Source organism: Paractinoplanes lichenicola (genome assembly GCF_016785085.1).
In the GTDB taxonomy this organism is placed as follows: domain Bacteria; phylum Actinomycetota; class Actinomycetes; order Mycobacteriales; family Micromonosporaceae; genus Actinoplanes; species Actinoplanes lichenicola.
The window spans coordinates 110347-135862 of the sequence record NZ_JAENHO010000020.1 but is presented as its reverse complement, the minus strand read 5'-3'; the positions used below and the strand labels follow the sequence as shown (position 1 = coordinate 135862).

The 25516-nt window shown below is 71.2% G+C and carries 18 protein-coding genes, 1 tRNA gene and 1 pseudogene; 12 read left to right on the top strand and 8 right to left on the bottom strand.

The window, feature by feature from the left end; genetic code table 11:
- Nucleotides 1–1964 precede the first annotated feature (1964 nt).
- Nucleotides 1965–2810, bottom strand: coding sequence for a zinc ABC transporter permease AztB (aztB, locus tag JKJ07_RS45895; protein WP_202998390.1), 846 nt, complete (start codon nt 2808–2810; stop codon nt 1965–1967).
- A 50-nt stretch (nt 2811–2860) separates the two neighbouring features.
- Between aztB and aztA the strand changes: the two genes are divergently transcribed.
- Both aztA and JKJ07_RS45885 read left to right on the top strand, forming a co-directional pair.
- Nucleotides 2861–3517: a zinc ABC transporter ATP-binding protein AztA gene (aztA, locus tag JKJ07_RS45890; protein WP_236031217.1), complete on the top strand. Its 657-nt coding sequence runs from the start codon at nt 2861–2863 to the stop codon at nt 3515–3517.
- An 82-nt stretch (nt 3518–3599) separates the two neighbouring features.
- Nucleotides 3600–4301 carry a class I SAM-dependent methyltransferase gene (locus JKJ07_RS45885; RefSeq protein ID WP_202998388.1) on the top strand — a complete coding sequence of 234 codons (702 nt, stop codon included), beginning with the start codon at nt 3600–3602 and terminating at the stop codon, nt 4299–4301.
- Here JKJ07_RS45885 and JKJ07_RS45880 read toward each other — a convergent pair.
- The 3 genes from JKJ07_RS45880 to JKJ07_RS45870 are packed head-to-tail and all read right to left on the bottom strand — an operon-like array spanning nt 4228 to nt 8260.
- Nucleotides 4228–5433 carry an MFS transporter gene (locus JKJ07_RS45880; RefSeq protein ID WP_202998387.1) on the bottom strand — a complete coding sequence of 402 codons (1206 nt, stop codon included), beginning with the start codon at nt 5431–5433 and terminating at the stop codon, nt 4228–4230. The genes JKJ07_RS45885 and JKJ07_RS45880 overlap by 74 nt on opposite strands.
- A complete protein-coding gene (locus JKJ07_RS45875; protein WP_202998386.1) occupies nt 5433–7031 on the bottom strand; it encodes a GNAT family N-acetyltransferase in 1599 nt (532 codons plus the stop codon). The genes JKJ07_RS45880 and JKJ07_RS45875 overlap by 1 nt, the downstream gene beginning before the upstream one ends.
- Entirely contained in the window at nt 7028–8260 is a 1233-nt protein-coding gene (locus JKJ07_RS45870) for a DUF6271 family protein (protein WP_202998385.1), read from the bottom strand. Before JKJ07_RS45870 ends, JKJ07_RS45875 begins: the two co-directional genes overlap by 4 nt.
- A 220-nt stretch (nt 8261–8480) precedes the next feature.
- Here JKJ07_RS45870 and JKJ07_RS45865 point away from each other — a divergent pair, with 220 nt between their 5' ends.
- The 3 genes and pseudogenes from JKJ07_RS45865 to JKJ07_RS52120 all read left to right on the top strand — a co-directional run.
- Entirely contained in the window at nt 8481–9206 is a 726-nt protein-coding gene (locus JKJ07_RS45865) for a hypothetical protein (protein ID WP_202998384.1), read from the top strand.
- A gap of 53 nt (nt 9207–9259) precedes the next feature.
- Nucleotides 9260–9395: transfer RNA gene (locus tag JKJ07_RS45860), tRNA-OTHER, on the top strand.
- Nucleotides 9369–10380: pseudogene (locus JKJ07_RS52120) on the top strand (hypothetical protein); the annotation flags it as partial. The gene JKJ07_RS45860 and the pseudogene JKJ07_RS52120, both read left to right, overlap by 27 nt.
- A gap of 124 nt (nt 10381–10504) precedes the next feature.
- Here the strand turns inward: JKJ07_RS52120 and JKJ07_RS52115 are convergent.
- Nucleotides 10505–11977 carry a M28 family metallopeptidase gene (locus JKJ07_RS52115; protein WP_307834789.1) on the bottom strand — a complete coding sequence of 491 codons (1473 nt, stop codon included), beginning with the start codon at nt 11975–11977 and terminating at the stop codon, nt 10505–10507.
- A gap of 109 nt (nt 11978–12086) precedes the next feature.
- A complete protein-coding gene (locus tag JKJ07_RS45845; protein WP_202998383.1) occupies nt 12087–16523 on the bottom strand; it encodes an alpha-L-rhamnosidase in 4437 nt (1478 codons plus the stop codon).
- A 203-nt stretch (nt 16524–16726) separates the two neighbouring features.
- On the opposite strand from JKJ07_RS45845, the gene JKJ07_RS45840 reads away from it, so the two are divergent.
- Genes JKJ07_RS45840 through JKJ07_RS45830 form a run of 3 tightly spaced genes read left to right on the top strand, consistent with a single transcriptional unit; the run spans nt 16727 to nt 19647 of the window.
- On the top strand, nt 16727–17272 hold the full coding sequence (locus JKJ07_RS45840; protein ID WP_202998382.1) for a methyltransferase family protein: 546 nt from the start codon (nt 16727–16729) through the stop codon (nt 17270–17272).
- 49 nt (nt 17273–17321) lie between these two features.
- Nucleotides 17322–18011: an LppX_LprAFG lipoprotein gene (locus JKJ07_RS45835; RefSeq protein WP_202998381.1), complete on the top strand. Its 690-nt coding sequence runs from the start codon at nt 17322–17324 to the stop codon at nt 18009–18011.
- The gene (locus JKJ07_RS45830; RefSeq protein ID WP_202998380.1) at nt 18001–19647 is read left to right on the top strand and encodes an MFS transporter; all 1647 of its coding nucleotides are present in this window, start codon (nt 18001–18003) and stop codon (nt 19645–19647) included. Before JKJ07_RS45835 ends, JKJ07_RS45830 begins: the two co-directional genes overlap by 11 nt.
- Nucleotides 19648–19754: 107 nt before the next feature.
- Here the strand turns inward: JKJ07_RS45830 and JKJ07_RS45825 are convergent, their stop codons facing one another.
- Nucleotides 19755–20144 carry a hypothetical protein gene (locus tag JKJ07_RS45825; RefSeq protein WP_202998379.1) on the bottom strand — a complete coding sequence of 130 codons (390 nt, stop codon included), beginning with the start codon at nt 20142–20144 and terminating at the stop codon, nt 19755–19757.
- Between the two features lie 312 nt (nt 20145–20456).
- Between JKJ07_RS45825 and JKJ07_RS45820 the strand changes: the two genes are divergently transcribed.
- From JKJ07_RS45820 to JKJ07_RS45805, 4 genes are read left to right on the top strand one after another with little or no spacing between them, the layout of a single operon-like run.
- Nucleotides 20457–22808, top strand: a complete 2352-nt coding sequence (locus JKJ07_RS45820) for a sensor histidine kinase (protein ID WP_307834788.1) — start codon at nt 20457–20459, stop codon at nt 22806–22808.
- Nucleotides 22805–23212 carry a roadblock/LC7 domain-containing protein gene (locus tag JKJ07_RS45815; RefSeq protein WP_202998377.1) on the top strand — a complete coding sequence of 136 codons (408 nt, stop codon included), beginning with the start codon at nt 22805–22807 and terminating at the stop codon, nt 23210–23212. The genes JKJ07_RS45820 and JKJ07_RS45815 overlap by 4 nt, the downstream gene beginning before the upstream one ends.
- Nucleotides 23202–23567, top strand: a complete 366-nt coding sequence (locus tag JKJ07_RS45810) for a DUF742 domain-containing protein (protein ID WP_202998376.1) — start codon at nt 23202–23204, stop codon at nt 23565–23567. The genes JKJ07_RS45815 and JKJ07_RS45810 overlap by 11 nt, the downstream gene beginning before the upstream one ends.
- A gap of 17 nt (nt 23568–23584) precedes the next feature.
- On the top strand, nt 23585–24160 hold the full coding sequence (locus JKJ07_RS45805) for a GTP-binding protein (protein WP_202998375.1): 576 nt from the start codon (nt 23585–23587) through the stop codon (nt 24158–24160).
- Here the strand turns inward: JKJ07_RS45805 and JKJ07_RS45800 are convergent.
- The gene (locus JKJ07_RS45800; protein ID WP_202998374.1) at nt 24129–25502 is read right to left on the bottom strand and encodes a tryptophanase; all 1374 of its coding nucleotides are present in this window, start codon (nt 25500–25502) and stop codon (nt 24129–24131) included. The two genes, JKJ07_RS45805 and JKJ07_RS45800, sit on opposite strands and share 32 nt — an antisense overlap.
- Nucleotides 25503–25516 lie beyond the last annotated feature (14 nt).

The following is a 25516-nucleotide window of genomic DNA, read 5'->3' as shown; positions in this document are numbered from 1 at the left end:
CCCCTCCCCAAAAGGCACCCCCCCCCCCTCCCCCCAAAAAACCCCCCCCCCCCCCGCCCCCCCCTCCCAAAGGCCACCGCCCGCCAAAACCAAAAACCCTTTTCCCCAAAAGAAATCCCCCCAAAAAACCCCCCCCCCCCCCCCCCCCCCCCCCCCCCCCCGCCCCCCCCCCCCCCCCCCCCCCCCCGCCCCCCCCCCCCCCCCCCCCCCCCCCCGTTGCAGGTGCTGCCAGGCGTTGAGGTCGACGGCACAGGCGATGCGGGCGTGGCAACAAACCCGCCCCCGGCAGGCCGATCCGCCCACCGCATCCGCAGCTCCCCACCCCCGGCTCCCGCTCCACAACAGCCCTCACGAGACCTCTCCCGCGAAGATGCCGGGTTGGCAAGGCACCAAGGCGAAGGACCGCAACGCGATGAGGCGACCACGGTGAGGCGGCCGCTCTAAGACGCCGCGGCGGGGTGACCGCTCAGGGACGACCACTATGCGCCGACCGCCGTGCGGGCCACTGCGCAACAACGCCGTGGAGCAAACGCCGTGGGGGCCAATGTGCGAAGACCGCCGTAGGGCAAACGCCGTGGGGGCAATGTACGACGACCGCCGCGGGGCGACCACGGTGCGGCGACGGCCGTGGAGCCACCGCCGTGAAGCCACCGCCGTGGAGCGACCACGGCAAGGCAGCCGCGGTGCGCACCGAACGACGCCAACTCACACCGCATCTCCGCACGACCCCTCCTCGACCCGCCAACACAACGCCCATCGCCAAACCCGCCCCAGCAAGCCAATCCCGCCCCTATCCGCGCCGCTTTTCCGCCCCAACTCCCGCTTCTGTTCCCGAGCACCAAAGTCCTCCCAACCAGACGAGCCCCTCCCGCGAAGGTGCGGGAATTGAGGTGAGGCACCGAGGCGAAGGGCGTCGTCGCCTACGCCACCGAGGACTGGGCTTGGGCCGCAACGAGGTGAGACAGCCGCGATAAGGCAGTAGCCGGCCCAGGCCCACACCGTCCACACGACCCCTCCCCGACCCGCCAACACAACGTCCATCGCCAAACCCGCCCCAGGAAGCCAGTTCCCGCCCCCATCCGCGCCGCTCACCTGCTCCCCCTCCCCCTCCCCCTCCCGATCCCGATCCCGATCCCGATCCCGCTCCCGATCCCGATCCCGCTCCCGCTCCCGCTCCCGAAGCACCGAAGCCCTCCCCGCCACGGGATCCCCTCCCCACGAAAGGAGCGGTTGGGATGGGGCGCCAAGGCGAAGGCCGCAAGGCGGTGAGGCATCGGACGACGAGGCGGCGAGTCGCTTTGGGCAGGCGGCCGCCCGGGGTTGCCGCATTGCACAGTCGGGGTGGGCGGTCGCGGTAGGTGGTCGCGGTAGGCGGTCGCGGTAGGCGGTCGCACTTCGCAGTCTCCTGGGCGGTCGAACTGCGCGGGCGCGCTGGGTATCCGCGGTAGGCGTCCGCTTGTTTGGTCGAGCCACGCTGATGCGCTGGGTAGCCGCACACGCGGTCGCACAGCGCGATCGCACCGCGCGGTCGCGGTAGACGGTCGCACTGCGCGGTCGGAGTAGGCGGTCGCGGTAGACGGTCGCACTGCGCGGTCGCCAGGGCGGTCGCGGTAGACGGCTGCACTGCGCAGTCGGAGTAGGCGGTCGCGGTAGACGGTCGCGGTAGACGGTCGCACTGGGCGGTCGCCCGGGTGGTCGCGGTAGACGGCTGCACTGCGCGGTCGAGCCGCTCGAACACGCCAGCCAAGCGCACAGCACAGCCACCTGACCTGTCGCAGTAAAACGCACAGCACAGCCGCCCAAGCGGTCGAACCGCACGAACACGCCAGCCAAGCGCGCAGCACGGGGCTGGCCCATCGCGGTAGCAGTCGCGCTCCACAGTGGCGGTGTGCGGTCGCGAGGGAGCTCTCGTGATGAGGGTGGTGGTGCAAAGGGTGAGGCGACAAAGAAGCGACGCAAGGCGGTCATGCGGCAGCACGACCAGAACGAAGCAGCACAGCCGTCGTAAGGCGGCGAGCGGCAAGCACAGCGAAGAACAGCAGCACGGCCACGGCGGCGATCGTGGCGCCGGCCGCCGTGGCGGCGAACCAGGAGATCCATAGCCCGGTCACGGTGGCTAGTGAGCCGAAGGTGAAGCTGGTCAGCATTACGGCGGGGATGCGGCGGGCGACCAGCATGGCGGCCGCCGATGGGGCGATGAGCATGCCGAAGGCCAGCAGCGTGCCGACCACGCTGAAGGCGACCGCCATGGCCACCGTCAACAAAATCATCATCACGGCGTTGCTCAGGTCGGGCCGCAGCCCCAGCGTCCGAGCTTTGCGCGGGTCGAAGGTGAGCGCCAGGAAGTGCCGGTGAAACACCGTCGACACCGCTGCCATCGCCGCGCCGGTGAGAGCCAGCAGCAGTAGGTCGGAGCGGTCGACGGCTAGGACGTCGCCGAACAGGAAGGCCGTCAGGTCGGTGGCGAAGGAGCGGGAGTGCGAGACGACGATCACGCCGATCGAGAGCATGCCGACGAACAGCAAGCCGATGCTGGTGTCGCGGCCGAATTCGCGGCTGCCGCGTAGTGCGTTGACGCCGGCCGACATGGCGAGCGCGCTCACCGCGGCCCCGGCGACGAGGTTGCCGCCGAGGATCGAGGCGACCGCGACGCCGGGCAGCATGCCGTGGCTCATCGCCTCGCCCAGGAAGGTCATGCCGCGGGCGATCACCCACACGCCGACCAGCGCGCACACGACGGACAGGAGCACGCCCCCGATCAGGGCGCGCAGCACGAAGGAGACGGTGAACGGCTCGGCCAGCGACGACATGGCCAGACCATATAATGAAACTGAAAACCATTACTAATACGAGGATGGGCATGAGTGCACTACTGACCGCCGAGAACCTGAGCTTCCGGTACGGCGGCACCCCCGTGCTGCAGGACGTGACGGTGCGCGCCGAGGCCGGGTCGATGCTGGCCGTGACCGGGCCCAACGGCTCGGGCAAAAGCACGCTGCTGCACCTGCTGGCGGGGGTGGAACGGCCGTCGGCGGGTCACGTCAGCCGCGCCCCCAAAACCAGGGTGGCCCTCCTGCCGCAGCGCACCGGTGACATCGACGCGCTGCCGCTGACCGTCACCGAGTGCGTCCGGATCGGACGGTTCACCCGGCGCCGGCTCACGCGGACGGACCACACCGCCGTACGGCTCATGATGGAACGCCTGGAGATCGCTCACCTGGCCCGCCGCCGCCTCCGCGAGCTCTCGGGCGGCCAGCGGCAGCGCACCCTGCTGGCCCAGACCTTCCTGCAGGAGGCGGAGGTCTACGTCCTCGACGAGCCCACCGCCGCCCTGGACGCGGAGACCCGCCGCCGCGTGCACGACCTGCTGATCGAGACTGTCCGGGACGGCGCGGCCATTGTCGTCGCCAGTCACGACAACGAGGAATCCGCCCTCGCGAGCCATTCTCTGCGGCTCGGACCCGGAAATGGTGGTAGTAGCACGGATAGTCCGGTTCGAAGGGCATTTTCCCGGTAAGGTCGTCCCGCCGCGCGACAGTTACCAGACATTGACTTTCGACAAACTTGCAGCGCCCACCGGCCACCCCAATAATGCACGGGTGGACAGCGCAGAGATCCAGAAACTAGTCGCTCTCGAGGACCGCCATTGGTGGTACAGGGAACGGCGGGCGCTCCTTGCGCGCCACCTCCGCCGCCTGCCCGGCCCGCCCGGGCGCGCGCTCGACATCGGCGCCGCGGGTGGCGGCAACACCCGGGTGCTGCAGCAGCACGGCTGGAAGCCGATCGCGGTCGAATACGGGCACGACGGCGCGACGGCCGCCAAGCAGCGCAAACTGCCCACCGTGCGCGGCGACGGCCGGCGGATTCCGATCAAGTCGGGCTCGATCGACCTCGTGCTCGCCTTCGACGTGCTCGAGCACATCGACGACGACGAGCGGGTCGCCGCCGAGATCAACAGGGTGCTGCGCCCGGGCGGCAGCGCGCTCATCACCGTCCCGTGCGACATGAAGCTGTGGTCGGCGCACGACGTGGCGGTCGGGCACCTCCGGCGCTACACGCGCGACACCCTGCGCACGGCGGTCGAGAACGGCGGCCTGCACATCGAGCGGCTGTGGAGCTGGAACGTGCTGCTCCGCCCGGCCGCGGCGACCGTGCGCAAGCGGTCCACCAGCAGCGACCTGCGCAAGATGAACCCGATCGTCAACGCCGCGCTGAGCGCCGTGATCGTCAGCGAGCGCTATCTGCCGGTGCAGTCCCTGCCGGGGGTGTCGCTGATGGTGCAGGCGGTGCGGGGGAAGTAACCCCGGAAGTAAAGCGCACCGGCAGCACGCACAGCGCCGCCAACCAGGCCGTCCCCACGACGGCCGCCATACCCCAGACCAGGCTGGTGCCCTCGGCGACGAACCCGATCGCCGGGGGCCCGATCAGCAGCCCCGCCGTGCCCATCGCGGCGGCCACGGTCAGCGCGGCCGGCCCCTGCCGGGCGGCGGCGACATAGAGGCACGGGCTCACCGGCGCCATCCCGAGCCCCACGCAGGCGAAGCCCACCAGCGCCGGCACCACCCCACCGGTCAGCAGCGCCACGGCCAGCCCCAGCCCGGCGAAGGTCGCCCCGGCCAGCAGCACCGGCTTGTCGCCCCAGCGGTCGCGCCAGCCGTCGGCGAACAGCCGGCCCACCACCATCGCGGCCGAGGTGACGGCGATGCCCAGCGGCAGCAGGTAGTCCGCGGCCCGGGTGACCTCGCGCAGATAGAGCGCCGACCAGTCGGTCATCGCGCCCTCGGTGACGGTGGCCAGCAGCATCGCCAGGCCCAGGCCGACGGTCACCGCGGCGGGCAGGCGCCACCGGCGGCCGGCCGGCTTCGCGGGGTCGCCGGGCAGGTCGTGGGTGAGCAGCGCGGACCGGGCGGTCAGCACGAGCGTCAGCAGCAGGGCGCCCGCCACGGCGAAGTGGGCCGCGACCGAGCCGGTGACCGCGGTCATCCCCGACGCCAGCAGGGCCGCGCTGAAGATGCCGCCGCTGAACAACGCGTGCAGCTTGGCCATCGTGGTGCGCTCGAAGGCCGCCTCGAGCGCGGCGCCCTGCGCGTTCATGGCCACGTTGAGGCAGCCCACCGCGATGCCGTCGACCAGCACCACCGCCACGGCGACTCCGAACGTGGGCGCGACGGCCAGCCCGGCCAGCGCGGCCACGAGCACCAGCGCCGCCGCGACCGCCAGCCGCCGCGACCCGTACGAGGTCAGCAGGCGCGCGACGAGCGGGAACGAGATCAGCGCGCCGACCCCGGCCGCCAGCAGCAGCACGCCGACCTGGGCCGCGCTCATGCCGAGGCGGTCGGTGAGCGCGGGCAGCCGGGCCGCCCACGTCGAATACTGGAAGCCGAGCGTGAAGAAGAGGACGGCCACAGCCGCGCGGGAACGCTGGAACGACATCAGAGGCTCCGGGACATGTAGACGGCGCCGGGTCCGTAGCCGTCGGGCGGGGTCAGACCGGGGTGCGGCGCGAAGCCGTGCGAGGCCCAGTAGGGGGCGAGGCCGTCCACGGCGACCAGCGAGATCCGCTCGTACGCCTGGGCCTCGGCAATCGCCTTGAGGCGCCGCAGCATGCGTCGCCCCCACCCCCGCCCGCGCAGCTTCTCGTCGACCACGACGTCGTGCAGGTGCAGGTTGGTCGAGCCGAACACGGAACGCTCGGGCCGGCTCAGGTCGGGAAAGCGGAACCGCGGGTAGGGCAGCGCGATCAGATAACCGCCGACCCGTTCCCCCGTGTCGAGCACAAAAGACGTCGAGTTCGCGGCCCGCGACCGCAGGGCGGCCGGCCCCTCCGAGAGCCCGTGGCTGCTGTACGCGGCCGCTTCGAGCTCGGCGACGGCGTCCCAGTCCGCCTCGGCGATCGGCCGGAACCGCTCGGCCCGTACGGCGTGGCAGGCGAGCGGGTCGAAGCCGTTGAACCCCATCGTGGTGTAACTGGTCGCGTAGGCGCCGGCCGCGTGGATCCAGACCGGATCGCCGGAGGTCAGCCCGGCCGGCACGGGCACGGGTCCGCCGCCCAGCGTGTCGTCGCTGTCGCAACTGGGCCCGGCCACGGTCGCGGGCATCAGCGGGCCGCCCTCGTGCCCGGGGAACTCCAGCCGGTAGCGCACCTTGTCACCCTCGTACAGGCCGTTGAAGCGCCCGCAACTCAGATAGAGCCACGGCGACTTCCGTACGGTCAATCGGGTCACCCGGGCCCGCACGGTGCCGTGGTCGGCGACCAGATAGCGGCCGGGCTCCACGACGTAATCGAGCCCGTAGCCCGCCAATCGCCGCATGCCCTCACGGATCGCGGCGAACACGGCGGCGGTCGGCGGGTGCAGCGGCGTGCCGTCGGGGGCCAGATAGCCGGCCGCGGGCAGCCCACCGCCGAGGTTCACGTGGTCGAGCGCGATGCCCTGCTCGGCCAGCCGCGGGAGCAGCGCGGCGAGCAGATCAAAGGCAACTGCCCACGCCCGTACGGTCAATTGCTGCGACCCGACGTGCAAGGACAACCCGGCCGGGGTCAGCCCCAGCCGCCGCGCCTCGGCCAGCACGGCCACCGGGTCCTCGCTGCCGAACTTGCCGGTGAGCCCCCACAGGGCCCCCGCGCCGTCGGTCGGCACCCGGCAGAACACCCGCGCGCCCGGCGCCTCGGCCGCGATCGCCCGCACGTCCTCGACGCAGTCGGTGGCGAACGTGGTGATGCCGAGCCGGTACGCGGCCGCGATGTCGGCGTCGGACTTCACCGTGTTGCCGTAGTGCACGGCCGTAGGCGCGACGCCCGTGCGCAGCGCCGAGCGGATCTCCCCCGGGCCCGCCGCGTCGAAGCCGGCGCCCCGGTCGGCCAGGCAGGCCAGCACCTCGTCGACCGGGCAGGCCTTCATCGCGAACCGCACGTGGACGCCCGGCAGCTCGGCCCGCAACGTGTCGAGCTGGTTCTCGATGCCGGTCAGGTCGTAGACGATCCGGTCGTCGCCCGCCTCGGCGAGGGCGGCCCGGACGTGCTCAGGGATCACTGGACGGCCGTGCCGCGGGCCGCCGCGATCAGCGCCGGCCACGCCTCGAGCAGCAGCACGAAGTCGTCGATGTCGCGGCGGGCCTCGGCCAGCAGCGGCTCGCGGCGCTCGCGGATCAGGTCGGCGACCCCGGCGAAACGCCCGCCCAGCCGCCGATAGGCCTGTTCCGCCCGGTCGATCTGGGCCTCGTTGTGCTCGCGCGGCTGCCAGGTGCTCGCCCGCGCGATCTCGGCGATGCCGGCCGGGTCGTCACCGGTCATCCGCTCGTAGATGAAGTGGAAGTAATACATCGAGAGAATGAATTTTGCGAATCGCATCTGATAGGCCAGGAACCCGGCGTCGGTCTTGCGCTCGGCGGTGTGGAAATTGACGATGTGCCGGTTGTGCACAACGGCCGGAAGCTGGGCCCGATGGGCCACGTGAATGAGGAAATAGTCGCTGCCGATAGTGTCGGTGGCCGGTGGCAGCGGCACCCTTTCGTGCAGTCCGGCGAACGCGATGTTGTGCATGTCGACCCGCATCGGATCGACCACGTCGAGCACCGATCGCTCGCCGTCGTAGGCCGGGCTGCCGGTGAACGACTCCTCGACCAGCGCCCGCTTCCCGGCCTCGTCGGTGCCCGGCGCCGCCCACAGGCTGACCAGGTCGAAATAGCCTTCGTGCCCGCGGATGTCCTCGATGTCGACCGACATGTCACCCACGAACGACCCGCCGACCAGCGCCACCGGCAGGTCGCCGAGCGCCGGGTCGAGCCGCACCTCGGTCGCCACGGCCGCACGGGCGGGGCGGCCCAGGGCGAGCAGTTCGGCGTGGATCGGGAAGACCTTAGCTCCCTCGTACGTCTGGAAGTAGAGGTCCGAATCCCGGCGGTGCACCGATGCGCAGCCCAGCGCGGCCGCGATCAGGAACGCGCGGTTGGTGCAGGCGCCGTAGGAGAGCGCGCCGGGCAGCATCAGGTCGAGCATCAGGTCGGGCTTGGCCACCCCGGCCGCCTTGATCACCCGTACGAGGAAATCGCGCTGGGCCGCCTCGTCGAGATGCCACACGTGGGTCGCGGCCGACAACACCTCGGCGTGCCCGGCGTAGTGGGCGGAGGAGTCGAGAACCAATAGGTGCACCTCGGCGCCGAACTGCTCCCGCGCGTATTCGGCCTCGGCGACGACCTCGGTGAGGGTCGCCGCACATTCACGATTGGTGGGCACGGCAAGGCAGACCCGGCGGCCACGCATGCACATCACTCCCGCACTCGGCACCGGCCTTTTCACGCATTCAAGCCGGGCAATCTGTAAAGGTTCTTGGCAGCGCGTAAACCTAATACCGCCCATGATCGGACACAACCCGACCTTTTTAGACAATCGTCTAGACCGCCAGCTCAGGGCAGCAACCGGCCGAACCGGCATCAATGTGACATGACCCACGGCCGAGGCCGTGATGCTCTACCGTGGCCGCGTGCCACGACGCCTATCGATACTCGCCGCGCTGGTGACAGTCCTGCTCGCCGGCTGCAGCACGCCTGCGGAAAAGATCGACGCCGCGCCCTCGTCAGCCGTGCCGTCCACCGTGCCGTCACCCACCGAGGTGCCGCCGATGGACGCGGTGCGGGCCGCCCTGAACCACCTGACCAGCGAGACGTACAGCTTCGCGGCGACCGGCAACGGCCCCGGCCACAAATATGTCGCCTCCGGAGTCCACGACCCCCGGGCGCGCGAACACAGCTGGAAGTACCTCCTCGAGGGCGAGAAGGCCAGATCCCGCAAGGTGATCGTGATCGGCGGCGACGGCTACCTGAAGCGTGGCAGCGCGAACCGCTGGGAGCACGTCGACCTCACCCGCCTGAAGCCGGTCGACGACAACCGCTACGCCGATCCGGCCGATCCCACGGGCCTGACCCGATTCACCGCCGCCCTCCACTCGGCGCGACGACTCGGCCCGACCCGCTACGAGGGTGTGGTTCAGCTCCAAGCCACCCCCGGCGCGCTCTCCTACCTGCCCCTCGGCGCACCGATCTTCCTCGTTCGGCAAGGCGGGCAGTGGGTCACCTACACGCTGGAGACCGACGCCGAGGGCAACCCGACCTCGATCAAGACGGTTCAGGACGCCGGGCCGGACGGTTCCCTCACCACCGTCACCAAGTTCGCCAACCTCGGCCGCCCGGTGCGGATCACCAAGCCCTGACCAGCCCGAAACTCGATCGCGGGGCCGCGCGGCCCGTGTGATGATCGAAGGCAGGGGTCGCTAGCTCAACGGCTAGAGCATTCGGCTGATCAGCATGTCCGCCCACCGCTCGCGCGGCCATGGATGCGCTTCCTTCTCTCAATCTTGTGGGACCGAAGGATCGGGGGTTCGAGTCCCCCGGCGACCCCCTCACCGACCACTGTGAACGGAGGACCGCGTGCTCGACAAGATGCTCATTCGGGTTACGGCACCTACCAGCACACGTACGCGGAACTGCTGGCCGTGCACGACGAGCTGGTCGCCGCGGCCGGTGACCGCCTGACCGTGCTGCACCTGGGCGAGCCGGCCGAGGCCGAGGCGTCGCGGCTCTACCTCGCCCTGGCCGGCAGCACGACGCCGCACGGCGAGGCCGACCTGACGCTGCTCGGCGAGCTCGCGGTGGCCTGCGCCGACGGCACCCAACCCGAGACCATTCCCGTACGGGAGAATCGGGCCGTCCTCAACGGAGTGCGGCTGACCCTGGGCCGGCCGCTGGTCGCCGTCGACACCACCACCGACGTGCTGCGCCTGGCCTGTCAGGTCTCCGGTGGCGACGCGACGCTGCGCACGCCCACCCGGTTCGGGCGACGTCACCGACGCGCCCGACGGCGCCACCGAGTTCATCGACGTGCCCCTGACGCTGCCCGGCCGTTATGTGGTGCCGCAGGTGAACATCTACTCCGGTGAGTCGTTCGACGAGGTCGCCGAGTCGATGTTCGGCTACCAGACGCGGGCGGCCGGTCAGCGCGGCGCCCCGTTCGATGCCCGTACGGTGCGGGCCCGCTCGACGATGCGCGGCGCGGGCCGGATCGCCCTGCCGATGGTGTTCGCGCGGGGCGAGCGGGGCTGGCAGGCGGTGTGGCTGCACCTCTATCTGGCGGGGCAGCCGATGTTCAACCGGGTCGAGGACAACAAGTTCACCACGTCCGACCGCGTACGGGCCCTGCTGGAGCGGCGCTACCTGACCGTCTCCTACCTGGCCGACTTGTGGCGGAGTGACACCGAGGTGCTGCTCTGGGACGGCGAACTGCCGAACGTGCCGGTCACGTTCGTCGGCCTCGACGCCCCGGAGCACCTGCCGGAAGGATCAGAGATCTACACTTTGGACCGGTTCCACCAGCTGATCCCGGCTTAGACCGCCGGGGCCGAGGCCATGCGAGCGCTTCCTTCTATTTCCGTTCAACTCGGGAACCTCCGCTGTACGCGGAGGCTCGGCAACCAGCGCTCGTGCTCTCCTCGGCCCCGGCCCGGCCGTCACGTCAGGGAATGGCGGTGGTGTTGAAGGCGAACCGGGCCACCGAGTCGGCGATGGCGTCGGCGTTGACGTCGAGCGCGGTGGCGTTGATGTTGGTGGTGGTGTCGCAGGCCTGGTGGTAGCAGACGTCATAGGCCACGCCCGCGGTCCCGCCGAACAAGGCTTGCTCCTCGGCCGTCTTCAAGCCCTCGGCGCCGGTGAAGATGCCGCCGGCCGGGATGCCGACCGCGATGAACGGGCCGTAGTCGGAGCGGCCGTCGAAGTCGGTGCCGACGTGCCCGAGGCCGCGACGGTCGAAGAAGTTCGCCAGCTGCCGCTCGATCTGCGCGGAGCCGGGCGGCCCGGCCGGCGAGCCCTCGCCGTCGGAGTTGTCGCCGTCGTACAGCTTGTAGGCGTAGTTGGGCGAGGCGATCATGTCGAAGTTGAGGTAGAGCCGGATGCGATCCCGCTCGGCGGCGGACAGCCCCTCGACGTACTGGTCGGAGCCGAGCAGCCCGATCTCCTCGGCGGCCCAGAACGCGAAGCGCACCTTGTTGCGCACCGGGTAGAGCCGCATCTGCAGGGCGGTCTCGAGGATCGCGGCGGTGCCCGAGCCGTTGTCGTTGATGCCGGGCCCGGCGGGCACGCTGTCGAGGTGCGCGCCGACCATCACGACGTTGCGCGGGTTGCCCAGCCGCGTCTCGGCGATCACGTTGTGGTCGGTGCCGAGCTTCAGGGTGGCATCGACCTTGAGCCGTACGGTGGTGCCCGGCGCCGCGGCGAGCTCGTTGCCCACGGCGAAGTCGGCGAAGACCATCGGGATGCCGGCCCGCCACTCGCCGATGTCGACAGTGAAGGCGTCGGTGCGGCCGGGCTGCCCCTCGTTGAAGATGATGACCCCGGCGGCCCCGGCGAACCCGGCGTTGCGCACCTTGGTGGCGTACGGGCAGGTGCCGCGCTGGATGAGCGCGATCCGGCCGGCCACGAAGCCGTTGAAGTCGGCCGTCTCGCAGCCGCTGGTCGAGCTCGGCGTCGGAGCGGGCGGCAACGTGAGGTCGACCGCCTGCACCTGCGCGGTGACGTCACCGGCGGGCGAGGGCGGGAAGGTGAAGAAGTCCTCGTTGGGGACGTAGGCCTTGCTGTTCGGCGCGGTCTGGGTCAGCGTCGGCGGGCTGTTCTCGGCCCAGCTCTGCACGAAGTTGATCGGGTCGAGCGTGACCTTGTAACCGGCCTTGCGCAGTTTGTTGGCAACGTAGTCGCGTGAGGCGCGGTAACCGGGCGTCCCGGCCGCGCGGGTGCCGCCGTTGGCGGTGGCGATCGACTGCAGGGCGTTCAGGTGCTGCTTGGCGTGGGCGCCGGTCACCTGCTTGACCAGCAACTTGGCGAACACGTCGTCGGGCGAGGTGGCGCTGGCCGGCGTCGGCTGGGCCAATACCAGGGCCACGGCCGTGGCCATCGCGACGAAGCCGGTGGCCCCTCTACGCAGATTGATGTGCATGATCCCCCCGAATCACTTGATCGATTGATTTCCGTGATTGCGCTTGGTGTTCGGACAGTAACCCGCCGGCCGACCGGGCCGGGATGGCCCGATCGGCTGGCCATGTCACTCAGCCGGTCACCGGAAGGGACCAGACGTCGGCGATCGACGGGTCGTAGTTGCGACCCTCCGCGTCCTCCTGGAACCGGACCCGAACCTTCCCGTCCTCGGTCAGATCGGCCCGATCGACCAGAACCTGATAGGTCACCGCGCCCACGTCGCTCCCGGTGCGCTGATAGGCCCGGGAGTGGACCACCTCGCCGTCGACAAGAATGTCGTAGTCCTTGAGCTGGGCCCGGTCGTAGGTCTCGATCGCCCGCAGCACGAACGGCTGGCCCGGCGTGACCGCGAGGTCGAACTCGAAGAAGCCGCCGGCGATCCCCTGATAGGTGTAGCGCCGGGTCAGGCCGGCTTCGGTGTTGGTGCCCGACTCGGCCGAGGCCTTGAGGTTGTGCGCCTGTTCCGAGGCGGCGTCGCCCAGGTCGGCGTGGTCGGCCGCACCGGGCGGCGGCACGGCCAGAAGCACCCGTACGTCGGTGGACCTCCGGCTGCCTCCGGCGGTGGCCGTCAGCGTGGCCGTCCCCTCGGTGACAGTCACCGGCGCGGTGGCCGGCACCGTGATCGTGCGCTCCTGTCCGGCCGCCAGGTCGTACGGCTGGGCCGCGCCGATCGTCCACCCGGCTGGGCCGGTGACCTTGACGCTGCCCTGGGCCCGGATCGTCGAGCGGTTCCGCAGCGCCACGCTCACGCTGGTCGCCTGGCCGGGAACAACCGTCTCCGCGGCCGCCGTGAGTCCGGTGATCTCGACCGCGGGCGCCACCGTGATCGGGGCCCGGAGGGGCAGGGTGGCGACGCCGACCGTCCGGCGATAGCTGACGCTGCCGGCCAGCTCGGCGGTGTCCGCTTCGACCCGTACGTCGTAGCGGGCGGTCGCCGTCTCGCCGGGCCGCAGCGTGGTGGCCGGGGCCGCGCCGACCCGGGCCGCCCCCGGCAGGGCGAACCGCACGTCGGTGAGGACGGTGCTGCCCTTGTTCTCCAGCTTCGCCTCGACTCGTACGACGTCGCCGGGCACGGGGGTGCCGGTCGGCACGCTCAGCGACGCGACCACGCCCAGCAACGCGGCCGAGACCCGCGACAACCTCGTACGGATGTCGGCCACCTTGGCATTGCCGGGGGCCTCCGCCGCCGCGGCCAGGGCCAGGTGCACGGCGGTGGCGGTGGCCTCGCGGGAGACCTTGCCGTAGCTGAGGTCGGCTGCCGCGGTCGCCAGGGCCAGGGCCGGCGCCTGGGCCTTGATCGACTCGGCCGCGACCCGGGCCTCGCCGAGGTCACCCCGCACGGTGTCGACCGCGAACTTGTACGTGCCCGAGCCCACCTCGAACACCGCCGTGGTGCCGCTCATCCGGACGAACCCGGCGGCCGGCTTGCCACCCTCGGTCACCGCCCAGCGGCTGGCCGCCGGGATCTCCACCGTGGCCGTCGTGTTGCCGGGCACGGTGACGTCGAGCGTCATCTGCCCCTTCGCGTCGAGCTTCCAGCCGCTGACGAACTGCCCGTACCGGGACTTGTAGGTGGCCCGGGCCGAGGTGAGCCCGCCGCCCGGCTTGGGCCCGATGGTGACGTGCCGGAATCCGGGCGCCGCGTCGTCGGGCCGGATGCCGCCGACGGTCCGGTACATCCAGTCGCCCACCGCCCCGTACGCGTAATGGTTGAAGGAATTCATGCCGACGTCGCCGAAGCTGCCGTCGGGCTTGATCGAGTCCCAGCGCTCCCAGATCGTGGTCGCCCCGCGCGCGATCTCGTAGCCCCACGACGGGTAGTCCTGGTTGAGCAGCAGCCGGTACGCGATGTCGAGATGCCCGGTGTCGGCCAGCGCGGGCAGCAGGTCCGGCGTGCCGAGAAACCCGGTCGACAGGTGATATCCCCGCGACGCGACCTTCTCCGCGAGCCGGTCACCGGCGGCGTCCCGGCGGTCGGCCGGCACCAGATTCATGCTCAGAGCCAGCACGTACGCGGTCTGGCTGTCCCCCTGCACGCGCCCGTCGGCCGACACGTACGCCGCGGCGAACGCGTTGGTCACCGCAGTGGCCCGGGTGCCGTATTTCTCGGCGTCGGCGGTCTTGCCCAGCGCGGCGGCCATCTCGGCGAAGAGCCGGGTGCTGTAGGCGGCGTACGCGGTGCCGATGACGCCGGCCGGGGTCGGGTCCTCCAGGTTGAGCCAGTCCAGATACGGGCCCGCGGCCGGTCGCAGCAGCCCGCTGCTGGTGGCCTGCACGTAGTCGACGTAGCGGCGCATCGAGTCGTAGTGGTCGGCCAGCACCTTCGTGTCGCCGTAACGCTTCCACAGCGTGTACGGCACCGTGATGCCCGCGTCGGCCCACCCGCTGGCGCCGTCGCCGCAGCATTTGCGGGGCGCGACGTCGGGGTAGGCGCCGTTGGCGGACTGGGCGTCCCGCAGGTCGGCCAGCCACTTGGTCAGGAAGCTGAGCGAGTCCATGTTGAAGGTGGCCGTCTCGGCGAACACGTTGATGTCGCCCGTCCAGCCGAGCCGCTCGTCGCGGGCCGGGGTGTCGGTCGGGATGGACAGGAAGTTGCCCCGCTGCCCCCACACGATGTTGCTCTGCAGCTGGTTGACCATCGGGTCGGAGGTGGTCAGCGCGCCGGTGAAGGGGGCCGCCGTGCCCATCACCCGCCCGGTCACCGTGGCCAGGGTGGGGGTGCCGGGGAAGCCGGTCAGCTCCACGTAGCGGAAGCCGTGGAAGGTGAACCGGGGCTCGTAGACCTCGGCCCCCTTGCCGTCGAGGGTGTAGTAGTCGGTGGCCTGGGCGGTCCGCAGGTTGGCGGTGTAGACCGTGCCGTCCGGGTTGAGCACCTCGGCGTGCCGGATCCGTACGGTCTGCCCGGCCGCGCCGGTGACCCGCAGCCGGGTCGCGCCGACCATGTTCTGGCCCAGGTCGAACACCCACACGCCCGGCTTGGGCTGGGTCAGCTTCTTGGCGGCGAGCTCCTGGGTCACCTTGACCGGCGGGTCGACCTGCGCGACCAGGCGCTGCGTCGGGGCGTCGCTGCCGACCGTGGCCGCCGGCCAGCCCGCGTCGTCGAAGCCGGAACCGCGCCAGCCCGCCGGTTCGAGCCGGGCGTCGTACGTCTCGCCGTGGATGTTGTCGGCCCGCAGCACCGGCCCGTCGGCCGACCGCCAGGTGCCGTCGCTGCCGATCGTCTGCGAGGTGCCGTCGGTGTAGTCGATGCGCAGCTGCGCGAGCAGTTGGGGCCGGTCGCCGTACTGCTTGTCGCCGAACCAGCCGATCGAGCCCGAATACCAGCCGTCGCCCAGCATCGCGCCGATCGTGTTCTCCCCCGCCACGAGCTGCTCGGTGACGTCGAAGGTCTGATACTGGATCCGTTTGGCGTAGTCGGTCCAGCCCGGCGCGTGCAGGTGATCGCCGACCCGCTGACCGTTGAGCGAGAGCTCGTAGGCGCCGAGCGCGGTCGCGTAGACGCGGGCCCGGCTGACTTTGCGGTCGACCCGGAACTCGTGCCGCAGCAACGGTTTGCCGCCGTCGGCCAGCAGCGTCTCCAGCGAGCCTGACACCTCGAGCCCCTGCGGAGTCGGCGTCCCCGCGGTGAACGGGTTGGTGTCACCGGTCAGATCGGCGTCGACCTCGGTCTTGCCGCCCGCTACGACTTTGACCGAGTGCACGATTGCCGCCTCGGTTCCCGACGTACGCAACCCGACCGTCCCGCTGGTCTGACGCGTGTCCACGGTCGTGTCGGCCAAAGAGCCGTCCACGTACGTCTTGATGGTGCTCCCGGCCGCCTCGATGCGCAGATCGTGCGGCTCGGCGACGTCAATCGTCAGCGGCACCTCCTTGAGCAAGGTCCAGGTGCCGCCGACCCGGACGTGCGGCCGCAGCGTCGGCACGTTGTTGAAATTGGCCAGCTGCCACATGTACGCGTCGTTGACGCTCTTGGCCCGGAAGAAGACCCCGGCCGCGTCGCGGGTCACCGTCAGGCGCACGTCCACTGTGTAGTCGGACCAGGCGGCGCTGGGCCGTTCCCGCCCGATCCACTTGGCCTGCCAGTCCGAGGCCCGCAGCAGACCCGTCTCCCACCAGGACGGGGCACTCCAGGCCGAGGCGCGTCCGGCGGCGTCCCAGATGCGCACCTGCCAGTGATAGCGGGTCGCCGAGGCGAGGGCCGGCCCACCGTACGGGACCTGGGTCGAATTGGCGCTCGCGGTGCGGCCACTGTCCCAGACGTCGGCCTTGGAAAGTTTGGCCGCGGTGGTGGCGACCCGGACCTGGTACGCGGATTGCGTGACACCACGCTGGGCGGAGTTGACCAGCCAGCCGAGCCGGGGCGCCGGGGTGTCGAGGCCGAGCGCGCCCGCGACCCCCTCAACGGTGAGCCCGGCGGCTGACAGCGCGGGCGCTGCCGCTCGAGCCGGAGCCGGCGCAGCGGCGACGATCATGATGACGGCGGCGATGAGTCCGATTACTCGTTTCAAAGTGGCACCCTTCCGATCTTCTCGTTGACGGAGTGGCCACCAACCGGGCACGCCAAGGAACGGCACGTCGTGCCGCACTGATTTCGTGAAACGTTTCACCCGGATCGGTAACACGATCGTACGTATTCCGTCACGCAAAGGCAATCATCAGGCTCGATGCCTGACCGCTTGCCCCCGCGGGCCGGCTTCGAGACACTCGCGGCATGGGAGGCGCCCTGTTTCTGACCGGCGCCGGTGCCTTCGCGGCCGGCGAGGTGGTGCAGGCCTTCCGGCTCCGGCGCGAGGCCGCCCGGGTCGACCCGCGGGCCGAGATCTTCTTCCGGCTGATGTTCTTCGGCGCGATCGTGATGGTTCCGCTGGGCCGCGCGCTCGCACCCGGCGGCGGCCGGCCGCTCTTCGTCACGGGGATGACGATCGGCCTGCTGGGGCTGCTGCTGCGCTGGTGGTCGTTCGCCGCCCTGGGCCGCTACTTCACCGTCGTCCTGCGGGTCGGCGGGGCTCAGGAGGTCGTCGACCGGGGCCCCTACCGGGTGCTGCGGCATCCGGGCTACACCGGTCTCATCCTCATCTTCGCCGGGGCCGGCCTCGCCGCGGGCAGCTGGCTCGGCGCGGCCGGGGCCACCGCCCTGATCCTGCTGGCCGTGCTCCATCGCATCCGGATAGAGGAGAAGGCCCTGATCGCCGCCCTGGGTGACCGCTATGTGCGGTTCGCGGCGACCCGGGCCCGGCTGATCCCCTATATATGGTGAACCTGAGAGGCTGACGACACGATTTGCGGGCCCGTCTAGCATTCGCCCTATGTTCCGACTCCGCGCCGCCCTCGCGCTGTCCGCCGCTTTCTTCTCGCTGGTCGCGTGCACGTCCGACAAGACCGAGACCAGCGCGGACAAACCCCCGGCGGAAACCCTGCCGGCCGGCGACACCCTGGTCAAAGACTCGGCCGCGGCGATGCGGGCGATCAAGACGACGCAGTTCCTGATCGAGGCCGACGGCGAGATCGCCGGGCTCAGCCTGCGCCGGGCCGAGGGCACGCTGACCAAGGAGGGCAGCGCCAAGGGCACCGCGCAGATCGAGCAGTCGGGCCAGCCCGTCGAGCTCGAGTTCGTGATCGTCGGCGACAAGATCTATCTGAAGGGCCCGACCGGCGGCTTCCAGGCCTTGCCGCTCACGCTGGCCGCCTCCGTCTACGACCCGTCGGCCATCCTCGACCCCAGCCGCGGCATCGCCAAGGTGCTCGGCTCGGCCACCGGCGCCACCACCGAGGCCAAGGAGGCGGTCGACGGCAAGGACGCCTGGCGCGTCGCCGCCACCAGCACCGGCCCCGACCTCAAGGGGCTCATCCCCGGCGTCACAGGCAGCATCCCGGCCAAGCTGTGGATCGCCGACGCCGACAAGCGCCTGCTCAAGTCGACCTTCACGCTGCCCGGCGGCACGGTCACGGTGACGTTCCAGAAGTTCGACGAACCGGTGACGATCAGTGCTCCGTAGCGCCCCGGTCCAAGCCCGCCGGCGCCTGGCGATCGGGGTCGGCGGGGCCACGGTCCTGCTCGCGGCCCTCGACGCGTACGTGGTCGTCACGGTCCTGACCGACATCCTGCGCGACGTGCACATCCCGCTCAATCACCTCGAGCGGGCCACCCCGATCGTCACCGGCTTCCTGCTCGGCTATGTGGCCGGCATGCCGCTGCTGGGCTCGCTCTCCGACCGGCTCGGCCGCCGCGCGGTCATCATCGCCTGCCTGGCCGGCTTCGCCGTCGGCTCGGCCGTCACCGCGGCCTCGGGCGAGTCGCTGCACTGGCTGATCACCGGCCGCGTCGTGCAGGGCCTGGCCGGCGGCGCCCTGCTGCCGGTGACGATGGCCCTGGCCGGCGACCTCTGGACCGAACAGCACCGCCGCGCGATCGCCCTCGGCGCGGTCGGCGCCGCGCAGGAGCTGGGCAGCGTGCTCGGCCCGCTCTACGGCGGCGCGCTGGCCGCCCTGATCGGCTGGCGCGGCATCTTCTGGATCAACATCCCGCTGGCCGCCGCGGCCGCCGTCGCCGTCTGGTTCGCCCTCCCCCGCTCCGCCCTCCCCCGCTCCGCCCTCCCACGCGAGACCGCCCCACGCGAGACCGCCCCACGTGAGACCAGCCCGCACGAGACCGCCCCGCACGAGACCGCCCCACGTGAGACCAGCCCGCACGAGACCGCCCCGCGCGAGCGGCGCCCCGGCATCGACGTGCTCGGCGGCATCCTGCTCGCCGCCGGCCTGGCCCTGCTGGTGGTCGGCCTCTACAACCCCGACCCCGAGCGTGCGGTCCTCCCGTCGTGGGGCCCGCCCACCATCGCCGCCGGCGTCGTCGCGCTCGTGCTTTTCGCCCTGTGGGAGCGCCGCGCCCGCACCAAGCTTTTCGACCCTTCCGGCGTACGCATGGCGCCTTTCCTGGCCGCCCTCGGCGCGAGCTTCTGCGCCGGCGCCGCCCTGATGGTGACGCTCGTCGACGTCCAACTGGTCGCCCAGACGCTGCTCGGCAAGGACGCGTTCGGCGGCACCCTGCTGCTGAGCCGCTTCCTGATCGCCCTCCCGCTCGGCGCCGTCCTCGGCGGCGCGATCCTCACCCGCCTGGGCGAGCGCGTGGTCACCCTGCTCGGCCTGCTCACGGCCGCTTTCGCGTACGGCCTGATCGCGTACTGGCCGACCGACGTGCTCGCCGCCCGGCACCTGGGCTTCCTGCCCCGCCTCGACACCGACCTCGCCCTCGCCGGCTTCGGCCTGGGCCTGGTCATCGCCCCGCTGGCCGCGGCCGTGCTCCGCGTGACACCCCCCGACCGCCACGGCGTCGCCTCGGCCGCCGCCGTCGTGGCCCGCATGGTCGGCATGCTGGTCGGCGTGGCCGCCCTGACCGCGTGGGGCCTGCACCGCTTCCAGGAACTCACCGCCACCCTCGACACTCCCCTCCCGTTCGGCGTCGAACCGGCCGAATACCAGAACCGCCTCGCCGCGTACGAGTTAGCCGTCAAGTCCGCCCTGCAGACTGAATACCGCGAAATCTTCCTGATCACAGCCGCCCTCTGTGTGCTCGGCGCCCTGCTCGGCCTGCTACTGGCGGGCCGGGGCGGAGACACCCGCGACGGTCTCGCGTAGGCCGGCGACGAAATGCCCACCGCCTCCGGTCAAGTCATTGACCGAGCCGGCGCTGTAGCGAACAACGAAGCGGCCCACCGGCGAAGTTCCGCTGGGTCTGTTGAGCGCTACCCGAACGCGAGGTGCTCCGCGTATCTGGTGAGCGCGACCAGCCTCTCCTCGTCCACCGACGGCATCGTGTAGGCCCGCTCCCTGATGCCGGCGAGCAAGTCCCTCGGGAGGGTCACGTGGTGACGGCGTACGTAGTGAGAAAGGTCCCGCCGCCACAACCACTCGCCGTCCGTCAGGATCGAGGAGCCGCTGAGGAACTGCTGATCGGGTGCGAGCACATCCCGTTCGACGTCCATCATGTCGATCAGCTGGTAGCCGTGGTCGAGGTACTGCGTCACCAGGTCGGCGTCATCGAGCGGGCCCGCCCCGAGGTGATCGGCGATGCGCTCGGGCGGTCCCGGATGACGGGTCTGGCCGAGCTCGACGAACATTCCGGCGGTCCGCACGTCAAGCCTCCAGAGTTCCAGGGCCAGACGGTGGCCCCCGGCGAGTGTCTCAGCTGACCGACTGCGACAACCGCACGGCGGACACCCGGCCGGCTGCCGCCCGAGGGTGAGCGAGGGCGGTCTGACGGGCCGGTCAAGGCGGGCACACCAAAATGTGATCTACGTTGGACCGTCTCAGGGCGGGCTATGTCTGGTGCCGGAACCGGCTCGACGCTAGGGTTTGCAGGCTCGTCCGGTGGCGGGTCGGCGCGGGGGTTCCGCCGGCTGCGGGTTGCCGCGCGCACAACGACTCCTATCCGATTGGGATTCTCGGTGACGTCCACATCGGCCGGTCCGGCGGCAGCTCGCGAACGGGGCCAGCAGTCCATCTCCCGGCGTGTCGTCCGGCTCGTCCTCGTGCCCAGCGTGGTGGCCCTGCTCATCTGGTTCGCCGCCTCGGGTTACCTGGTCTTTCAGGGCTTCTACAACCGGGCCGTGGCCAACTCGGTGCGGCAGGTGTCGATCCCGGCCGTGGCCGCGCTGGGGTCGCTGCAGCAGGAACGCCGGCTGAGCGTCGCCTTCCTGGCCCGCCCCACGAACGGTCTCGAGCCCCTGCTCGACCGGCGGCAGCGCACCGACGGGCAGGTGCAGGCGCTGCGGGAGGCGGCCGACAGCGCGCTCGGCTTGGCCCCGGAGTCGATCAAGACGCGCTGGGCCGACCTGTCCGGCTATCTCGACCGGCTGCCCGGCACCCGCAGCGCGATCGACTCGCAGTCGATGACCGGCGCGGCGGCGTACGCGTTCTACAACGAGCTGCTCGACGCGGCGACCGAGTTGTTCGACAACCAGGCCCGGGTCGTGCCGGACGTGACGGCGACCCAGGGCGGCATCACGGCCACCGAGGTGTTCCGGGCCGGCGACTCGATGTCCCGGGCCGCCTCGATCATCGACGGCGCCCTGGCCTCGGGCCCGCTCACCCGGGTCAACTATCTCGAGTTCGTCCGGCTCGTGGGCGCCTATCACGCCGCCCTGACCACCTCGGCCGCGCATCTGGAACCGAGCGTGCAGGCCTGGTACGCCGAGATTCAGGCCGGCGACAGCTGGAAGCAGCTCACGCAGGTCGAGGAGTCGATCATCGCCGGTGGCCCGTGGGTGCGGCAGGTGCCGCCCCGGCTCACCCTCGGCGTCGACCGGTGGTCGCAGCTCACCGGCATGGTCTCGGCCGACCTGATCGAGCTGACCGTGCGGCAGGCCGACGCGGTCTCGGCCAAGGCCCTGCGCACCGGCAACAACCAGCTGCTGACCGCCTCGCTGGGCTCGGTGCTGGCCCTCGCGATCGCGGTGGCGGCGATCTGGTGGGCGGTCCGCCAGTCCCGGGTTCTGGTCGACCGGGCCCTCTCCGTACGCCTGGCCAAGCTCGGCACCGACGCGGACGCCCTGGTCGACCAGCGCCTGCCCGCCGTCATGACCAGGCTGCGCCGCCGCGAGCCGGTCGACCTGGCGGCCGAGTTCGCCGCCCCGGATTACGGCGGCGACGAGATCGGCCAGGTGGCCCGGGTCATCAACCGGTCGCTGCAGGCCGCGGCGGGGGCGGCGGTCGACGAGGCCAAGGCCCGCGCGGCCGGCACGGCGATGCTGATGGGTGTCGCCCGGCGGCCCCAGCGCCCGCTGCAGCGCGGCCTCAAGGTGGTCGAGGACCTGCAGGAGAAGGTCGGCGACGAGAAGCTGCTGACCGGCCTGTTCGACATCCACCACCAGCTCAACCAGACCCGCCGCTTCCTGGAGAACCTGGTGATTCTGGCCGGCGGGCAGATCGGCCGCCGCTTCCAAAACCCGGTTCCGCTGCGCCGGGTGCTGCTGGCCTCGTTCGCCGAGGCCCGCAACTATCAGCGGATCACGCTGCGCCGGGCCAACGACGTGGCGCTCGCCGGGCACGCGGTGGCCGAGGTCATCCACCTGCTGGCCGAGCTGCTCGACAACGCGCTGGCGTTCTCGCCGCCGGAGACGACGGTCTGGGTCACGTCGAGCCGGGTGCAGCACGGCGTGGCGGTCGAGATCGAGGACGCCGGGGTGGGCATGTCGGCCGAGGCCGTCGAGCGGGCCAACACGATGCTGGCGACCGCGCCGACGCCGGATGTGACCGAGCTGCGCGACGGCGCCCAGATCGGCCTGCACGTGGTGGCCGAGCTGGCCAAGCGGGAGGGCGTGCAGATCAGCCTGCGGCGTTCCGCGTACGGGGGTCTGCTGGCCATCGTGCTGCTGCCTGAGCGCATCCTGGTCGGCGGGGAGAAGGACGGCGCAGGCGACACCCGGGCCGTGCCGATCATCCCGGCCGCCCAGCGCACCGAGCCCGCCCCCGCCGCCGCGGCGCCGCAGCTCAGCCGATCGGCCGTGGGCGTGCTCGAGCCGGAGCCCGAGAAGGCGCCGGAGAAACCGGTCGCGCAGGCCCCGGCCGAGGCCACCAAGCCGGCCAAGCCGGCGTTGCCTCACCGGCGCCCGCAGCAGCACCTCGCGCCCGGGCTGCTGGAGAGCGAGAAGGAGAGCACCGACCAGCCGGTCACCCCGCTCCGCTCGCCCGAGGAGGCCCGCAACCGATTCGCCCGCTATCAGCGGGGCTGGGCCGAGGGCGCCACGGCCGACAAGGACGAGACCACCACCGACGCTGAGCAAGGCGGGAACGCGTGACCAATCCGACCACACCGACCGACCTGCCCTGGATGATCGACGACCTGGTCGAGGTGCCGCGCGTCGTCTCCGTGGTGGTGCTCTCGACCGACGGCCTGATCATCCAGAAGTCGTCGCTCATGGCGCAGGAGCTGGCCGAGATCCTCGCCGCGGGCGCGTCCTCGATGTACAGCGTGGCCGCCGGCACCGGGCGCCGGTTCGAGAGCGGCCCGGTGCATCAGGTCATCATCGAGTACGGCGAGCGGACGCTGTTCATCGCGGCCGCCGGGCAGAACGCGCGCCTGGCCGTCCTCTGCGAGCAGGACGTCGACATGGGCATGGTGGCGTACGAGGTGAGCCGGTTGGTGACCAGGATCGGCGACTATCTGGGCACCGGCGCCCGGGCGGCGGCTCATGACGTTTGAGACCTGGGACGGCGACGACGAATCGGCCGCGGGCCGGTTCGTGCCGTTGTACGTCCTGGTCAACGGCCGGACCGCCCCGCGCGACTCCACTCTCGACCTGGCCACCCAGGTGGTCGCGCTGCCGGTGGACACGCGCGGGCTCGAACCGGAGTACGTCGAGATCGTGCGCCGCTGCGCGAACTGGATCTCGGTGGCCGAGATCGGCGCGTACCTGCACCTGCCGCTGGCGATCACGAAGGTGATGGTCGACGTGCTGATCGAACAGGGCTATCTCGGGGCCGGCACCCCGGCCCAGCGCAACATCGTCGACCTGCACCTGCTCGACTCGGTGCTCGCCGGCCTGGAACGGCTGTAGGACTTCAGGGGGTCGACGTGGACCGTACATCCGTCAAGATCGTCGTGGCCGGCGGCTTCGGCACCGGCAAGACGACGCTGGTCGCCTCGGTGAGCGAGATCCCGCCGCTGACCACCGAGGAGATCCTGACCGAGGCCAGCATCGGGGTGGACGACACCACGGGCGTGGAGGGCAAGACCACCACGACCGTGGCGCTGGACTTCGGGCGCATCACGATCAGCCCCGACGTGGTGCTCTACCTGTTCGGCACGCCGGGGCAGGACCGCTTCTGGTTCATGTGGGACGAGCTGGCCCAGGGCGCGGTCGGCGCGATCGTGCTGGTCGACACGCGCCGGCTGGAGTCCAGCTTCGCCGCAGTCGACTACTTCGAGCGGCGCGGCATCCCGTTCGTCACCGCGGTCAACCGGTTCTTCGGCGAGTGCGCCTACACCGACGACGAGATCCGCTCGGCGCTCGAGCTGGACTCCCGGGTCCCGCTGGTCTGGTGCGACGCGCGGGACCGGGATTCCAGCAAGCTCGCGCTCATCACCCTGGTCCGGCATGCGATGGCGCGGCTGCGGGTCAGGGCCGGATCGGTTCCAGTCGCACCTTGAAGTGGCGCAGCATCGGCGGCGTGGAGACGATCCGGTAGCCGCTGACGCGTTCCGGGTCCTTGGCGATCGCGGCCAGCGTCTCGGCCACGTGGTCGAGGTGTTCCTGGCCGTAGACCCGGCGCGGGATGGCCAGCCGCACCAGCTCGAACGGCGCCGGGGTGACCAGCCGGTGCCGCTCGTCCATCGTGCCCAGATAGAGCGAGCCCAGCTCGGCGCAGCGGATGCCGCCGTCCAGGAAGAGCCGGCAACCCAGGGAGTGCCCGGGGAACTCGGCCGGCGTCAGGTGCGGCAGCAGCCGGCCCGCGTTGAGGTAGAGCGCGTGAATGCCGGCCGGCTGCACGGTGTCGACCCCGGCGTCGTTGATCAGCTGGGCCAAGCGGGCGGTCGCGGCGGCCCTCGCCGCCAGATAGGCCGGCTCGACGACCTCGCGCAGCCCGACGGCCAGCCGCTCCAGATCACGACCCGAGAGCCCCCCGTACGTCGAGAAGCCCTCGGTCGCGATGAGGTTCGCCTCGCAGCGGGCGTACAGGTCGTCGTCGCGCAGGCCCAGGCACCCGCCGATGTTCGACAGGCCGTCCTTCTTGAGGCTGATCACACACCCGTCGGCCAGGTCGAACGCCTGCCGGGCGATCGCGCGGGGCGTCCAGTCGTGATAGCCGGGTTCGCGCTCGCGCACCAGCCACGCGTTCTCGGCGAAGCGGGCCGCGTCGAGGAAGAACGGCACGCCGTGCTCGCGGCAGAGCGCGTGCGCCGCCTCCAGGTTGGCCATCGAGACCGGCTGGGCGCCCAGCCCGTTGTTGGTGATCGTCATCAGCACCAGGCCGACCCGCCCGCCCTCCGGCCCGCTCAGCAGTTCGGCCAGGGCGGTCAGGTCGATGTTGCCCTTGAACGGGTCCGGGCTGTCCAGGTCGAGCGCCTCGGGGCAGGGCAGGTCGCGCGGCTCGGCGCCGGCCAGCTCCACATTGGCGTGCGTAGTGTCGAAGTGAGTGTTGCTGACGCAGATCTGCCCCGGCCGCAGCAGCGCCCCGAACAGGATCCGCTCGCCCGCCCGGCCCTGGTGCACCGGCAGCAGGTGCGGATAGCCGGTCAGCTCGGCCAGTTCGTCGCGGAACCGGAACCAGGACCGGGCGCCCGCGTACGACTCGTCGCCGAGCGCGGCCGCCGCCTCCTGAGCGGCCGACGTGGCGCCGGTGCCCGAGTCGGAGAGCAGGTCGACGGTGATCTGATCGGCCCGCAGGTTGAACGGGTTGTAGCCGGCGGCGTGCAGGGCCGCGGCCCGCTCCTCGGGGCCGAGGAACGGGATGGGTTCGACCACCTTGATCCGGTACGGGGGCAGCGGCACGGAGACTCCTCGAA

What these genes read in the sequence shown, in the direction of transcription:
- JKJ07_RS45840 (WP_202998382.1), top strand. Translation starts at nt 16,727, where the DNA reads ATGGGAGGCGCCCTGTTTCTGACCGGCGCCGGTGCCTTCGCGGCCGGC.
- JKJ07_RS45810 (WP_202998376.1), top strand. Translation starts at nt 23,202, where the DNA reads ATGACGTTTGAGACCTGGGACGGCGACGACGAATCGGCCGCGGGCCGG.
- JKJ07_RS45880 (WP_202998387.1), bottom strand. Translation starts at nt 5,433, where the DNA reads ATGTCGTTCCAGCGTTCCCGCGCGGCTGTGGCCGTCCTCTTCTTCACG.
- JKJ07_RS52115 (WP_307834789.1), bottom strand. Translation starts at nt 11,977, where the DNA reads ATGCACATCAATCTGCGTAGAGGGGCCACCGGCTTCGTCGCGATGGCC.
- JKJ07_RS45835 (WP_202998381.1), top strand. Translation starts at nt 17,322, where the DNA reads ATGTTCCGACTCCGCGCCGCCCTCGCGCTGTCCGCCGCTTTCTTCTCG.
- aztB (WP_202998390.1), bottom strand. Translation starts at nt 2,810, where the DNA reads ATGTCGTCGCTGGCCGAGCCGTTCACCGTCTCCTTCGTGCTGCGCGCC.
- JKJ07_RS45870 (WP_202998385.1), bottom strand. Translation starts at nt 8,260, where the DNA reads ATGCGTGGCCGCCGGGTCTGCCTTGCCGTGCCCACCAATCGTGAATGT.
- aztA (WP_236031217.1), top strand. Translation starts at nt 2,861, where the DNA reads ATGAGTGCACTACTGACCGCCGAGAACCTGAGCTTCCGGTACGGCGGC.